The 12,700-nt window shown below is 55.9% G+C and carries 12 protein-coding genes; 5 read left to right on the plus strand and 7 right to left on the minus strand.

Features of this window, described 5'->3' with window-relative positions:
- Nucleotides 1-57: 57 nt before the first annotated feature.
- Complete coding sequence (locus RJT37_RS17510) at nucleotides 58-288, minus strand: winged helix-turn-helix transcriptional regulator (protein ID WP_313686482.1); 231 nt, start codon at nucleotides 286-288, stop codon at nucleotides 58-60.
- A gap of 132 nt (nucleotides 289-420) precedes the next feature.
- Between RJT37_RS17510 and RJT37_RS17515 the strand changes: the two genes are divergently transcribed.
- Nucleotides 421-816, plus strand: a complete 396-nt coding sequence (locus RJT37_RS17515) for a hypothetical protein (RefSeq protein WP_313686484.1) — start codon at nucleotides 421-423, stop codon at nucleotides 814-816.
- A gap of 594 nt (nucleotides 817-1,410) precedes the next feature.
- Here the strand turns inward: RJT37_RS17515 and RJT37_RS17520 are convergent.
- The gene (locus RJT37_RS17520; RefSeq protein ID WP_313686486.1) at nucleotides 1,411-3,516 is read right to left on the minus strand and encodes a DUF262 domain-containing protein; all 2,106 of its coding nucleotides are present in this window, start codon (nucleotides 3,514-3,516) and stop codon (nucleotides 1,411-1,413) included.
- A gap of 104 nt (nucleotides 3,517-3,620) precedes the next feature.
- Here RJT37_RS17520 and RJT37_RS17525 point away from each other — a divergent pair, with 104 nt between their 5' ends.
- Nucleotides 3,621-3,980 (plus strand): hypothetical protein, encoded by a 360-nt coding sequence (locus RJT37_RS17525; RefSeq protein ID WP_313686488.1) that lies wholly within the window; start codon nucleotides 3,621-3,623, stop codon nucleotides 3,978-3,980.
- Nucleotides 3,981-4,044: 64 nt separating this feature from the next.
- Here RJT37_RS17525 and RJT37_RS17530 read toward each other — a convergent pair whose 3' ends face one another.
- A complete protein-coding gene (locus tag RJT37_RS17530) occupies nucleotides 4,045-4,935 on the minus strand; it encodes a hypothetical protein (RefSeq protein ID WP_313686490.1) in 891 nt (296 codons plus the stop codon).
- A 95-nt stretch (nucleotides 4,936-5,030) separates the two neighbouring features.
- Here RJT37_RS17530 and RJT37_RS17535 point away from each other — a divergent pair, with 95 nt between their 5' ends.
- A complete protein-coding gene (locus RJT37_RS17535) occupies nucleotides 5,031-5,585 on the plus strand; it encodes a hypothetical protein (RefSeq protein ID WP_313686492.1) in 555 nt (184 codons plus the stop codon).
- 52 nt (nucleotides 5,586-5,637) lie between these two features.
- On the opposite strand, the gene RJT37_RS17540 is transcribed toward RJT37_RS17535, so the two are convergent.
- From RJT37_RS17540 to RJT37_RS17550, 3 genes are all read right to left on the minus strand, one after another.
- Nucleotides 5,638-5,922, minus strand: coding sequence for a hypothetical protein (locus RJT37_RS17540; RefSeq protein ID WP_313686495.1), 285 nt, complete (start codon nucleotides 5,920-5,922; stop codon nucleotides 5,638-5,640).
- Between the two features lie 92 nt (nucleotides 5,923-6,014).
- The gene (locus RJT37_RS17545; protein WP_313686497.1) at nucleotides 6,015-6,881 is read right to left on the minus strand and encodes an ATP-binding protein; all 867 of its coding nucleotides are present in this window, start codon (nucleotides 6,879-6,881) and stop codon (nucleotides 6,015-6,017) included.
- A gap of 3 nt (nucleotides 6,882-6,884) precedes the next feature.
- Nucleotides 6,885-7,763, minus strand: a complete 879-nt coding sequence (locus RJT37_RS17550) for a hypothetical protein (RefSeq protein ID WP_313686498.1) — start codon at nucleotides 7,761-7,763, stop codon at nucleotides 6,885-6,887.
- 528 nt (nucleotides 7,764-8,291) lie between these two features.
- Between RJT37_RS17550 and RJT37_RS17555 the strand changes: the two genes are divergently transcribed.
- On the plus strand, nucleotides 8,292-8,813 hold the full coding sequence (locus RJT37_RS17555; RefSeq protein ID WP_313686500.1) for a DUF8009 family protein: 522 nt from the start codon (nucleotides 8,292-8,294) through the stop codon (nucleotides 8,811-8,813).
- A 216-nt stretch (nucleotides 8,814-9,029) separates the two neighbouring features.
- On the opposite strand, the gene RJT37_RS17560 is transcribed toward RJT37_RS17555, so the two are convergent.
- The gene (locus tag RJT37_RS17560) at nucleotides 9,030-9,923 is read right to left on the minus strand and encodes a hypothetical protein (RefSeq protein WP_313686502.1); all 894 of its coding nucleotides are present in this window, start codon (nucleotides 9,921-9,923) and stop codon (nucleotides 9,030-9,032) included.
- Between the two features lie 106 nt (nucleotides 9,924-10,029).
- Between RJT37_RS17560 and RJT37_RS17565 the strand changes: the two genes are divergently transcribed.
- Complete coding sequence (locus RJT37_RS17565) at nucleotides 10,030-12,696, plus strand: DUF1156 domain-containing protein (protein WP_313686504.1); 2,667 nt, start codon at nucleotides 10,030-10,032, stop codon at nucleotides 12,694-12,696.
- Nucleotides 12,697-12,700 lie beyond the last annotated feature (4 nt).

Below are 12,700 nucleotides of genomic sequence, written 5' to 3' on the forward strand. Positions count from 1 at the left end.
GTGCCACCGTGATTGACAATAAGATTATTCACGATTGTCTTACATATGCGTAGTCGGTCATTCCGCGCGCGACCAGAGGACGACGTTCGAACTCGGCTTCCGCTTGATCACTTTCCCCTCCTCAGCTAACCGATTCAAATGATAGTTCAAGGTACTTCTCGGAATATCCGCCCCGTCGAGTAGCCCCGGGATCGTGACGTAGTCGTCCTCCGGGAGTAACTGGAGGATGTCTTCGTCATCGTATTCAGGAGTGTACTCTCCGCTTTCTGCTCGTTTTCGTTCTGGCATATCTATTAGTATGGACCGGCTTCGCAGACCTTTGTCTAATCTACCAATGGGTATTTAATTGGTAGAAATTATTTAAACCTTTGGTAGGTCCGACAAAGGTATTTACATTCGGGTGGACTACGATAGAATGTAATGAGCCAACCCAACTCTCGGGGTGACATCCACCCAACCGACGCACCACAACCAATCCCTACCCGGAAAATCACGGACGTAAAACCAGGACACATCAAGGCGACGCGAATGCAGGGCGCCGCGAACGCGGTCGCCGAATGGATCGCCGACGGTGTCGGCGAACTCCTCAGCTGGACCGACCCGGAGCACGTCGATGACGACATCGCCATCGTGAGCGTGGACCCCGATGATTGGGACGTATGCAAGGACCAAGTTGATGCAAGTCAGGAGGCCGTCGATGCGATGCGGCTCGCTCACAACGCCACAGCGCGCAAACACGGACTCAGCACCGCTACCGCGGACATGATGGTCATCCCACGCAGCGTAATCCCCGACGAGTACAGCGTCGAAGAGTGACGCTCCGGGACACTCACGTCCCGGTGGTCCGTGAACCCGCGGCCGCGACCCAGGTCACCCTCGGGACGCGCCACGGCACGAGACTAACACAACAACCCCCTCCAACCATGACGCAGAGACAAGATATTCCTCCAGAACAGTACGCCGAAATCAGCCCCACAACCGACAACCACGGGCGTTTGCTCCTTGTCGTACAAGAACGACACCGAGACGGATACCAAGTTCACGCGCTCTCAAGCCGTGAGCCCCTCGAGGCGTATAACGACATCCTTGACAAGCACCAAATGGAGGACGGCACGATCAGCTGGGGAGCAATGACAGAAGAGGAGCAAGACACGGTTCTCGCGGAACGAGACGTAGATATTGCAGCTGCCGATGTCCTGACGTACGAACTCAACACAGACGAGTGACGCTTCCGCAGCAGGACATACACACCGATTAGTCACAGGTCTATCTACTTTCCCTGGGCTACCGGTACTCCTTCGCCCGGATTATGTAGCTGTGAGAGTATAGCACGACGACGCACACACCGAGTTTCCGGTCACTGATAGTCTCAATCTCTGGTACTAACGAGGTGCTGCACCGATGTCGCTATTACCGTTCACCGAAGGCTTCGGTGAACAGCTGTTCTTGCTCGTCGTCAAGATTTAACCGGAACTGGTACTGGTCATCCGCCCAGTTCGCCTTGATAATCGACCGGCGGAACTCCTCTGAATGCTTCCGAGTTAGTCCGGCTAAGAGACCTGACGTCGTGCCACTCCCATTCGTTGAGAGTCCGTACTCCTCCTCCATCCGGCGAAGGATTTCCTCATTACGAACCCAATCGTCTTCGCTCCACAAGATCCGAAGGAAGGCATCCTGCTTCGCTGTCAACCGCTCGAAGAAATCAGACGGAACGTGCCCAGCCACCTCTTCGGGATGATCAGCTTCCGGTTCTTCGGGTTCCGGGGGCGTGATTGCCCATTCCTGAAGCGCAAATTCGACAAGCGCATTCTGCCGCTCTTGGATCGCCGCCCTGTCGAATTGATCGTACTCGACCAGTTCGCGCTGGACGCGGAGCGCTGACGACGCGTAGTCCTTCTCTCGTCCCTCGCCGGCGTGCTTCTTCTCGTCGAACGGGAGATTCCCGTACGAGCTATTCCAGTACCGACTGGCGATCGTCAGATTCCCCAATCGATGCACGTAGTCGTCGAACTCGTCCTCCAGATCAGCGGGAATATACGCGTCGTCAAGTTGCCGCGCTAAGATGTGCTCAACCGAGAATTCACTCGAGAGAATCTGTGCGAGATTCTTGAGCACCTCCTCGCCGATCTCCTGTTCCAGTTGTTGGCCGTAATAATAGAGGAGGTACTTGATATCCTGGCTGGAGTTCGTCTGATAGAATTCGGGGTCCCGGAGATTCCGCTCAAACCGTTCATCCGACGTATACCGATTCGTAATCGCGTCCAGTCGAGACACGATGTCTTCGTGGTCCAGCGATGGCTTCGTATGAATATCGTGAGCGAGACGAACTAACCGGCCACGACCTGTATCGGCCCGGCGGCTATCAATCGCGTACATCCGGAACACGAGCGTTTCACACGCATCAATGATCGCAGTCAGCTTCTCGTCCTCATCACCGAATCGCAGATACGACGCCATGAGCACGGGCAAGATATTCGCTAACCGACCGAGTTCCAAGAGCCGGCGCAACGACGCTTCAACCTCCGCGGAATGCTTGTCCGGCTCGAAGATAGCCGCGAACGCCGATGCTGCCTCTCGTAGATCCTGCACGTAGCTGTCGATCTCCTCTTGCACCGCCTCGTAGTCACCAGCCCGGTATTGCTCCCGGAGGCGCGTCTTCAGCGTCTCGAAGCTCTGGAAATACGTATCGGAGTCGTACCCATCGTACATCCCCCAGTGGAAGCGCTGGAAGCTGTCCTCGTCGAAGTCACCGACACGTTCGTGCCCGGTCGAGAGAATGAACAACTCGCGGTAGATACTCCCGAACCGTTGCTTGATTTTGGTCTCAAGCGCTCCCGTCTCGCTCGACCGGTCATCCATGTACATGAGGAAGCTCTTCGTTTTGTCGAGCGTAGAAAGTGGCTTCCCCCGGTCGTTCAGGCTCTCGAAAATCGACGCTGCCTCAGCTTCCGCATCAATCTCAACGACATTAACGCGAACATCATACCGCAACCGCTCTACTAGGTCACGTACCGACGTGTCCTCCGGGAGGTCTGCAAACTCGCTCTCGAAGTACTCGTAGGCCGCCCGGAGGCGATTCTGCGACGGCGTCTTCGTCTCGATATCCGCGCTCCCGAACAGACAGTCCCGGAAATACTCCGTATCCTGATCCTGCGGAAGTAGTCGCGGTCGTTCAGTCACCGGAAAGACAAGATTGTCTTCCGCCAGCGTCTCCGCGACGACATCATCGTATTCGGAGGCCACATAGAGGAACAGCAGCGCTGATGTCAGCCGTTGTTGGCCATCGACAACGTCGAAGACCTCAAATCGGCGACCACGGTCCGTGCGAAATTGTCTGTCCTGACTATCGAGAATTACGTTTCCGAAGAAGTGCGTCGTGTCTTCGGGCAGATACAGTAAGTCCTCGAAGAGATCCTGAAGTTGTGATCGCTCCCATGAATAGCTCCGTTGGTACCCGGGGATGTCGAAGAGGCCGTCCTTGAACAGCGAATCCAAGGAAACGGTTCGTGTTTCCATACCCCATTATCAAATTGGGCCCTGTTGGTTGTTTGGCTTGAGGGGAGTCCAGTAGGGATGATTCACCCCCTACACTGTTGATTCATCGCGTCCGTATCTCGCGTATGAGCAATGCGCTCGGGGAGCAACTAACCGACCTCGACGTCGGGGATGCCATCACGGCCATCGTTGATGACTATCGATACGAAGGGACTGTCATTGATACTGCCCGCCAGAAGTGCGAACTGAATCAGGGTTTTATGGAATCCGGATACCTCGCAGTCTATTTAGAACTCACCCGCACGACGGTCGAGCAAAACGACCTCTCAACTAGTCACATCGTGATTAGCGCCGAGGAAGACGCCCCCCGGTCTTGGGATCAGCCAGTAGCATCAGCATATGACCAAACAAATGAAGAGACAACAGCCCGACTGGGAGAAGTCACGACAATCGAGACTAGCGAAAATAGTAACGACTCCGGGTGAGACACTCAAATGACAGTCTCTGAGTAGAGAACGGGATTCCGGAGGCCTAATCTCTCCAAACCGATCACTTCTCCTCGAGGGCGTATTCGTGACCAGGCTTAGCGATCGTGAATCCCCACAAGATGAACAACGCGAGGAGGAATCCGGGGAAGAAGCCAGCGAGATGCCCGACCATCGTGCCAACATTCGAGCCAGGGAATAGACTGACGAGGGCGGTCCCGAACGTTAGGAGCGCGAACAGACTGGTGACAACGTACTCGCGTCGCTCCAAGGAGTCAACTGTGCGCGTGCGGTACAGGTGAATCCCAATGAGGGAAACCCCGACGACGCCCAACATCCCGATGAGAATCGTGCTGAGGTCAGTTCCGAAGAGCTGGTTGATCGCCCAAGCGATGCCGCCTGAGTAAATCAGGAGCGCGGTGAAGAACGGCCATTCGAATTCGCTTACGCGGGTACAGTACGTCGTGAGTGCGAGCGGGAGATAGGCCGCCATCGCAGCGATCGGCTCACTGAAGCCGACGGCCTCGTAGCTGTGGAAGAGAGGTTGATGAATGAGGACGAATTGGAGGAACAGGTGACTGAACAATGGGACGACGAGGAGACAGAGGAGGAACACGCCGATATAGTGGGCTCGATAGCCGGCGGCAGTGAGGAGCAGGTATTCGAGACCGCCGATGAGGAAGAAGCCGACGAGATTGCTCCCGAGGTGTAGCCAGGATCGGTGCGAGAGATTGGACAGGTAAATCCCCCACAGACCGGGGTTGGCGATGTCGTATTCGAACGTCGCGGGATCCGTCGTGACAAAGATCGTGGTCAGGATGAGTGCGGGGGCGATGAAGAGGATGAGGATGTCTCTGATGAAAGATGGACTCCGGGCAGCGGCGATCTGTGGGAGTCGGACTAATCGAACGGGTGCTGTACTGTCCGTCTGGGACACGGTGGCTGAGTCGGACATCCACGTGGATGAAGCGCGGGGAGTGAATTATAGGGGTGCGCGACTGTCGTTATGACGACAAGGGAGTTTCAGACGTCGCTACGCCGACATCAGGTATGTCTGAATCAGAATCCGACGCGTCGTCACGACGACATTCGCCGAGCCCGTACCAGAAAGAGCAGGATCCAGCGATTATCGAAGTGTTCTCGGAGGCTGACCAGCCGGTCCTGACGACCAAGGAGATCGCCGACAAACTCGAGCACATCGGACTGAAGCAGACACGGCGACGGCTGTACGACCTCGTTGACGAGGGAATCCTTGAGACGCGAAAACCATCTCGGGACCGGATTTGGTGGCTGGTCGCCGAGGTCGAAGAACCACTCACCGTTCGCTATCCGTTACTACGACACGTCCGAAACCGGTTGGAGATCTTCATTACCGTTCTCGGTGCAGGAATCGGCCTGATTGGCGCGTTCGCCGTGATGCTCTTTCTCGGTCTCGACGCCCACGGTATGCAACCACCTCTTATCGCAAGGCAAGACATCCTCGTCGCTGGCCTCTATTCCATCGCGGTCGGTATCTCAGGAATCGTTGGCGGGATTGTCGCAACTCTCATCCTGTTCGTTGGCCGGCGGTACCTGGCTGACTATCTACCAGACTGGCCCGGATAAATCGAGGTCTCGATGACCAGTAACACTGTGACCTTCGCTATCTCCGAGGCGTTTATCTCCGGTGTGTCGCGTCGCTGGTGAGGAGCGCGTCGATGTCGCAGTCGAGCCAATAGGCAGTCGCGTGGGGAACGATGAAAAACACGAAGACCGCATCTGCCACGATGATTGTGACGAGAGCGACGGGACTGTGGAGGCCACCCCACTTGATCGAGCCGTAGGTGACGACCAAGGCGACGAAAGTGCCAGTTATGAGGGCGATGTCGAAGGCTTCGACAGCTGCCAGCGACGGAGAAGTACCATCTTTCTCTGAGTTCTCGGAGGGTCGTTTTGTCGTCATAGTGAATCGGGCCTCGCAATTTCGAAGGTGGAGCGCTGGATATCAGCGGATTTCAGTTCGAATTGTCGCTTCCCCGCTTCAATCGGGGCGATCTAGTCTCCGTCGACGAAGTGTTCCGCGACTGCTTCGTCGAGGTGTGTCTGGGCGATCGCGGCTGCGCCTTGTTCAACCGCGTTCCGAGCAGCTTCATTCACGATCGTCGTGAGCGTGGCGGCTGTCGCCCCCTCCGTTTCCGCTGCAAGTCGTGACAACTCCTCGGAGGAGACGCGAGCGGGGCGGTCCGCGAGCTGTTGTTCCAGGATCGCGGTTCGCGTTGGCTTGTTCGGCGCCGTGAATTTGAACCGGCGGTCGATGCGTCCATTCCGGATGACTGCCTCGTCAAGTTCGTCGGGGCGATTCGTCGCGCCGATGAAGAGCGTGTTATTCTCGGCCGTGCGTTCGAGGTACGCCAAGAACTCCGTGACGACCTTGTTGTCTTCCTGGTGTTTTTCGTCGCCGCCGCGACGCGGGAGCAGCGTGTCCAGTTCGTCCGCGATGATGACCGCTTGCCCGTGTTCCTCACCGATTCGCGCTGCTTCGCGGAAGAGACGCTGGACATGGTCCGTACTCTCGTTGACCCAGCGGCTCTGGAGCCGGCCAGCAGTCAGCACGACGAACGGGTATCCCAGTTCGCCGGCGAGCGCTGTCGCGGAGTACGTCTTGCCCGTGCCCGGCGGCCCGCCGAACAGCAAGTTCGGGACGTCGATGCCGAAGCGCTCGTATTCGTCGCGCTTCGGGCCGAGCGGCCGGATGACCGAACGACGCAGCTCCTGCTTGAGGTTCTCCATCCCGCCGACATCGTCTAGCGTGCGCTCCGGGGCGGACCGCCACGGGAACGACAGTTCGATGTCGGATCCCGGCAGGATGTCATCCGGGTTACTGACGCTGCTGTCGGTCGCTGTGGATGTCGTTGTTGTCATAGTTTAGACGGGGTAGATGCCGCGAACCTTGATTTCGGGACTGGGACCGTGCGCTTGGAGGGTGTCGGCGACGTCGGTTTGGTGCCGGACGTCCGCGACGAGTTTCGTGATCCGCGCGGGGCTCAGCGGGACGTTGTACCGGCGGCGCAGGCGCTCAGCGTAGGCTGGGTCGTCTTCTTCGAGGCCGGGTTCGTGGACGGCGCGATCCCGGAGCGCCAGCCGGATGACGGCGAGGTCCCGGAAATCCGCCAACCCGAGCTCCTTCGCCCGCCAGTCCTGTTTGTTTGCCTGGTCACCGTTATCGTCGCCGTGCAGGAAGTCATGGCAATCGTGGCAAACGCTCGTTCCGACGTCGGCCTCGTACTCCCAGTGGTGGTAGCCGAGGTAGTCCTCCTTGAGCTGCGACACGGGGCGGGCACACAGCGGGCACGTGACCTCCCAGTCCCAGCCCCACGCCTCGGCAAGAGCCTGCGCCTCGTCCGAAAATTCCCGCGTGTGCGGCAGGGTGTCATCGACGACGCCGACGCGCAGCTGCTGCTCCCAATACGACTGGACGACATCCTGGAGTTCGTCAGTGGGCGGTGCCGCTTTTCTGATCCATGGAGAGATGACGACTGACCAGCGGCGGAGCGTCACGCGGCAATCGTTGCAGTCCGGTTCGAATCGGACGAACGGCTCTGGGAGTCCTTCGTGGTACCGCGCGACCGTCTCGCCGCATCCCGGACACAGGGCAACACAGTCTCCGTCCTCGAAGCGGTCCTGTTCGATCGCTTCTTCGAGGACTATCCCGATGTCGGACGAGGGCGTCGACGTCGCTGGATTCCGATGCGTCTGCGACTGGGGTCCGTTGGATTCAAACGGACGCGAAGCCTGTTTGCTCATGGGTGGATCTGCTCCATCAGAGAAACCCAGTCCGGGTGTCTCCAGCACCCGGGCACATTCATACGCCCCGAGGGGACCGGATTTCTCAGATTATCATAGTGGTTAGACTAGTATAAATGCCGGGAGTTTTGCCCATCGGATGCAGAAAAGCGACTTCCCGTAACGGTGGATGGTTCCCAGCAGACCAGTACTTCTCGAAACTGGTAATCCAAATCCTCTCAACCGGAATTGTCAACGGTCCACTCATCCTCCTCTCGTATTGAGTTGCTCACCAGTCCTCCCGATCTTTCATTGATGTCCAACTTCGCTTTCTCTTGCTCCTATCCCGCGAATTCATCTATCTTAGCACAACCTGAGAATTGTGACCGACCTTAGCACTACCCTTCGATTTTGGCTCTCTTGCACATCCAATGAACACGAAACCAGTTAGTAGGCGGATTTCTGTATGAATCGGGGCTTACGTTTAAGTCAATCTTGTCGATACATAACTTCGGACCTCAGGTCCACCAAACAAACAACACGACGATTATGACAAGCGAACCAGTAGACAGACTCAAAGAGAAATACGGCGATATCGATCGAATTGTCGTCGATCCTGAGGACGTTATTGAGGCGATCTCATATGCAGAGGAGCCGGATGGAAGCCAGATGTCGCAAGGATCCAAAGTACTTCGCGTCTGGCCTCCTTTCGAAGGATGTGTCAAAGCCGATGTGTTCTTTAATGAGGCCGCAACGCGCTACCCATCCAACATCGAGCAGCCACTACACATCTCGCCATTCGCATTTCTCAACGAAGACGCGGGCTTCCGGAAACGAATAGCCTACCCAAACTGGTTAGAAATAAGCCGAAAAACTGCTGAAGCACGAGATTCCACACCCGAAGAGGTTGATGAAGAAGCTGTCGAAGAGAACTACGACCTTGCGCTTGAAGATTATCATCGGCAAATACGGAAGCGGCTCGCCGACGAAATAACACCGGATAACCGATGCGGATATACTGAACAGGCTCTCGCGGGCATCTCAGTCGAGTACCGCGAGGAAGAAACATAGAGTGACATGATTTAGACGGTTGGTTCAGCACTTTAGGAGACGGGGAGTACATCTCTACCTGCGATCTGAGATATACCCCCACAATTTCCTGAGAGAGGGACTGAAATACACTCTACCTATCGAATTCTGGATCGTCGAATCAACCACTGTTTCCTGAGAAGCAAGTAGACTACCCAACCGCTTCCTGGGAACCACCTCTCCTGCCACCCCTTACTGTTACTCTGCCTGCCGAATCACGCTATCGAGTTGTATTAGGGTCTGTTCCGGAACCCATTGGCGGAACTCGACGGAACTCTCGTCGAAGTCGATGCGGACACTCGGGTTTGAGGGGATCGTATCGCCCGTCCGGAGGTTGAGTCGTACCTGTGCGGTACTCCGCTTGGTGTCACTCCTGGAGAGCAGGTCGTCAACTACCTCGTCCCCACGTACGTCCTCGCGCCCCGAATCACCCCGTTCCTCGCCGGTGACGTCGATACGCTCTGTTCCGGCCCCGACGGACGTCACCGCGAGAGACAGCTGTTCGTACGCCGCGACGGCGGCGTCCTCGAACCGCCCCCGAAACCCGTCGTCGCGGAACGAGACGGAAGTCCACTCGGACAGGTCGGGGTGATCCCGGAGAGCCTGGACGGTTCCCGCGGCGAGGTCACTGTCGTCGGCCCGGACCGCGAGAAGGTCCGTTCCCGGATCGAAGGTGGCGACGGTCGTGACGCGCGCGTCCTCCGACACGGAGAGCTGTGCCTGCGTTCCGCCCTCCGGGACGCTACAGACGACATACACGCGGTCGTGCAGCTCTTCTACAGTACGTACTTGTCCGCCGAACCCACCTGACTCGGTAAGGTCGTCGAGTTCGGACGGAGACACGTCTGTCAGCCCGGGTAGTCCGAAGTAGTGGACCGTTTGTGGAGCCGCGTAGCGCGCTTGGGCGGCCGCCTGGCGAAGATCGACTTGTGAGAGTTCATCGAGGAACCGCTCGGGATCGTCATCGTTGTCGAGTTCGTCTGCGATGTCGGCCGCAGCGAGCGCTCGGCAGAGCGCAGCACGAGAGGGGAGTTCCAACAAGAGATCCACTGGAGACACATCGTCCGCGGTCGGGTTTACAGGGAAGGTCATATCTCGAAAATCTCTCCTCCGGTTCGTTATTCTTCTGCTTGGTAAGTCTCGACGCCGCGCTGTTCCGCATTTTTATATGGCTCGTCCGGATAGAGAGGGACAGCTAATGTCTCAGCAGGAACAGAGTGACCGGGAAGAAGGCCGTCCCGATCTCCCTATCGAACGCGGATTTCCCATCGAACGCGTCAACGAGATTGCCGAGAAGGAGAGTCGGGCTAAGCAGTATTACCGCCCCATCTACACTATGCACAAATGGTGGGCGCGCAGGCCGGGTTGTCTCTTCCGTGCTATCTCCCTGTACTCGTTACTCGACGAGAACACGAATGCGGACGATGTCAAAGTCTACGAACCGGGCGAGAATCAGCAGCTCGGAAACAACGGACTGGACAAAGACGACCTCGTTGAGGCAATCGGCGACGTTGATATGGACGATCCCGAGTCGTTGTGGAACTTCTACCCGAAGGACGTCCGGATCAAGGATAAAAAGATTCTCGACCCGTTCATGGGCGGCGGGACGTCACTCGTTGAAGCGTCACGTTTCGGCGTTGATTCGGTCGGCGTAGACCTGAATCCGGTCGCATGGTTCGTCACGAAGAAGCAACTCGATGCTGGTCAGACTGACGTTGAAGACCTAGAGGAAGCCTTCGATCAGGTCAAGGAGGATGTCGCTGATGAGATCAAGCAATACTACAAAACCCCTTGTCCGAATGGCGACCACGAAGCCGACGTGATGTATAATTTCTGGGTCAAAGAACTCGATTGCGTATCCTGCGGTCATACTGTACCTCTATTTAAGGACTACCGTGTCGCTGCTGGCCGCTATGAGAATGACGCCAAGTATAACGTCCTCTGCCCGGACTGTGGCGCTGTTACGCTTGTGGATAATTGGCAAGACGAGAGTGAGTGTACTGAGTGTCATCACGAGTTTATTCCGAAGAATGGTCATGTCTCTCGTGGTGGGTACTATAATTGTCCCGAGTGTGGCCAGAAAGAATCTATTGTAGATGCGATTGCAGAACAGGGGAAACCTAATACCCGAATGTATGCAATCGAATACTACTGTGAAACGTGTGAGGAACAGGGCTTGGGCAAGAGTGAATATAAAGGGTATAAGCAGGCCGAGTCAGAGGATAAACGTCTATTCGAGCAGGCAAAGCGGGACTGGAATACTCGAACCGATTTACACGAATATGTACCCGCAGGTAAAATTCCAGAGGGTGCAAAAACGGCGGCTTCATCCGTAGACGGTAGTGATGTCTTCCAACACGGCATTGAGAAATGGACAGATATGTTTAATGAGAGGCAGTTGCTTTCTCTTTCGACCCTTCTCAAATCGATTGACGATATAAATGATGAGAACGCACGCGAATATTTACTACTTACATTTACAGAAACGTTAAACTATAACTGTAATATGGTCGTGTACAATGCTGGGAAAAATCTTCTTGCGAACATTTTCAAGTCTAACGCTTTTGATCCTCCAACCAAACCTGTCGAGAACAACGTTTGGGGGACTGTTTCGGGAACAGGAACATTCTCTAATATGCGAGATATGGTTCTGAAGGCTGTTGAATACGCTAATTCTCCAACAGAGCGGTATATCTCAGAAGGGGAAACCCACAAAACGCCGAAATTTGCACAGCCAATCGGTGAAAATGCGGAGATCTACCAGGATGATATGCGAAATATCACGGCGGAAAACGAATTTGATGCGGTTATTACTGACCCACCATATTATGATAATATCATTTATTCTGAGCTGTCAGACTACTTCTTCGTCTGGCAGAAGATCCTCCTTGAGGATGAGTATGCCGGATTTGACAGGGACCAGACTCCACGTGCTGAATCTATTGTCACAAATCCATATTTCGATAAGACTGCGGAAGATTTCGAGCACGAGATGGGAGAGGCGCTTAATGTTATCAATCAAGCCCTTAAGGAGGACGGAACACTCGCGTTCACCTATCATCATAGCGACGAGGAATCCTGGGGAGAACTTCTCGCATCGCTCTGTGAGAATAACTTCGAGGTGACAGCAACGTATCCGATAAATTCCGATCTGAACAAGTTTATCGCAGGTGAGTCAGTTGCTTTCGACATCGTCATCGTCGCTAGACCAACAGAAAGCCGACAGCCAATCTCATGGGACTCGCTACGCCGCCGTATCGTCCGAACTGCCAGAGAAACCCGTGAAACGCTCGAAGAGAGCCGAGAACTCGCAAGCGGAGACATCGGCGTCATCGAGATGGGGAAGTGCTTTCAGGAGTACTCCAAGCATCACGGCGAGGTTCACCGAGCCGGCGAGGTGATGTCTGCGAAGGAAGTTGTCGATGAGATCTACGGCATCATCCAGGACAACGACCGCGGCGAGCAGGACATCTATCGAGACCTGCTTGAGGAGCCAAATCCGACGTACAACGACTTGAACAAACATCTCAAGCGGTCGGACGCGTCGGAGGAGCAGATGAAGGACATGCGGCTGTTCCGTATGGAGGGAGGCGACTTCGTCCTCACCCATTGGGACGACGAGAAGCGTCAGGCCTACGTCCAGAGCAAGGTCGAAGAGGGCAACGGCGACCTCACGACGCTGGACAAAGCGCACTTCCTCCGCTACCGCTTCGAACAGGGGAAGTCCACCAGCGAATACCTCGAAGAGTGGGACATGGACGAACTCCGGGAACTCTGCGAAGGGTTGGCCGAAGCGACCGGCGACGGGACGTACCTGAAGATGATCGGCGTCGATACCTCGCTGGCGGAGTTCAGCGACAACTGACCCA

This window comes from Halobellus marinus, from assembly GCF_032113415.1.
Lineage (GTDB): Archaea > Halobacteriota > Halobacteria > Halobacteriales > Haloferacaceae > Haloquadratum > Haloquadratum marinus.

Coding starts and splice junctions, on each gene's coding strand:
- RJT37_RS17510 (WP_313686482.1), bottom strand. CDS start 288: ATGCCAGAACGAAAACGAGCAGAAAGCGGAGAGTACACTCCTGAATAC.
- RJT37_RS17515 (WP_313686484.1), top strand. CDS start 421: ATGAGCCAACCCAACTCTCGGGGTGACATCCACCCAACCGACGCACCA.
- RJT37_RS17520 (WP_313686486.1), bottom strand. CDS start 3,516: ATGGAAACACGAACCGTTTCCTTGGATTCGCTGTTCAAGGACGGCCTC.
- RJT37_RS17525 (WP_313686488.1), top strand. CDS start 3,621: ATGAGCAATGCGCTCGGGGAGCAACTAACCGACCTCGACGTCGGGGAT.
- RJT37_RS17530 (WP_313686490.1), bottom strand. CDS start 4,935: ATGTCCGACTCAGCCACCGTGTCCCAGACGGACAGTACAGCACCCGTT.
- RJT37_RS17535 (WP_313686492.1), top strand. CDS start 5,031: ATGTCTGAATCAGAATCCGACGCGTCGTCACGACGACATTCGCCGAGC.
- RJT37_RS17540 (WP_313686495.1), bottom strand. CDS start 5,922: ATGACGACAAAACGACCCTCCGAGAACTCAGAGAAAGATGGTACTTCT.
- RJT37_RS17545 (WP_313686497.1), bottom strand. CDS start 6,881: ATGACAACAACGACATCCACAGCGACCGACAGCAGCGTCAGTAACCCG.
- RJT37_RS17550 (WP_313686498.1), bottom strand. CDS start 7,763: ATGAGCAAACAGGCTTCGCGTCCGTTTGAATCCAACGGACCCCAGTCG.
- RJT37_RS17555 (WP_313686500.1), top strand. CDS start 8,292: ATGACAAGCGAACCAGTAGACAGACTCAAAGAGAAATACGGCGATATC.
- RJT37_RS17560 (WP_313686502.1), bottom strand. CDS start 9,923: ATGACCTTCCCTGTAAACCCGACCGCGGACGATGTGTCTCCAGTGGAT.
- RJT37_RS17565 (WP_313686504.1), top strand. CDS start 10,030: ATGTCTCAGCAGGAACAGAGTGACCGGGAAGAAGGCCGTCCCGATCTC.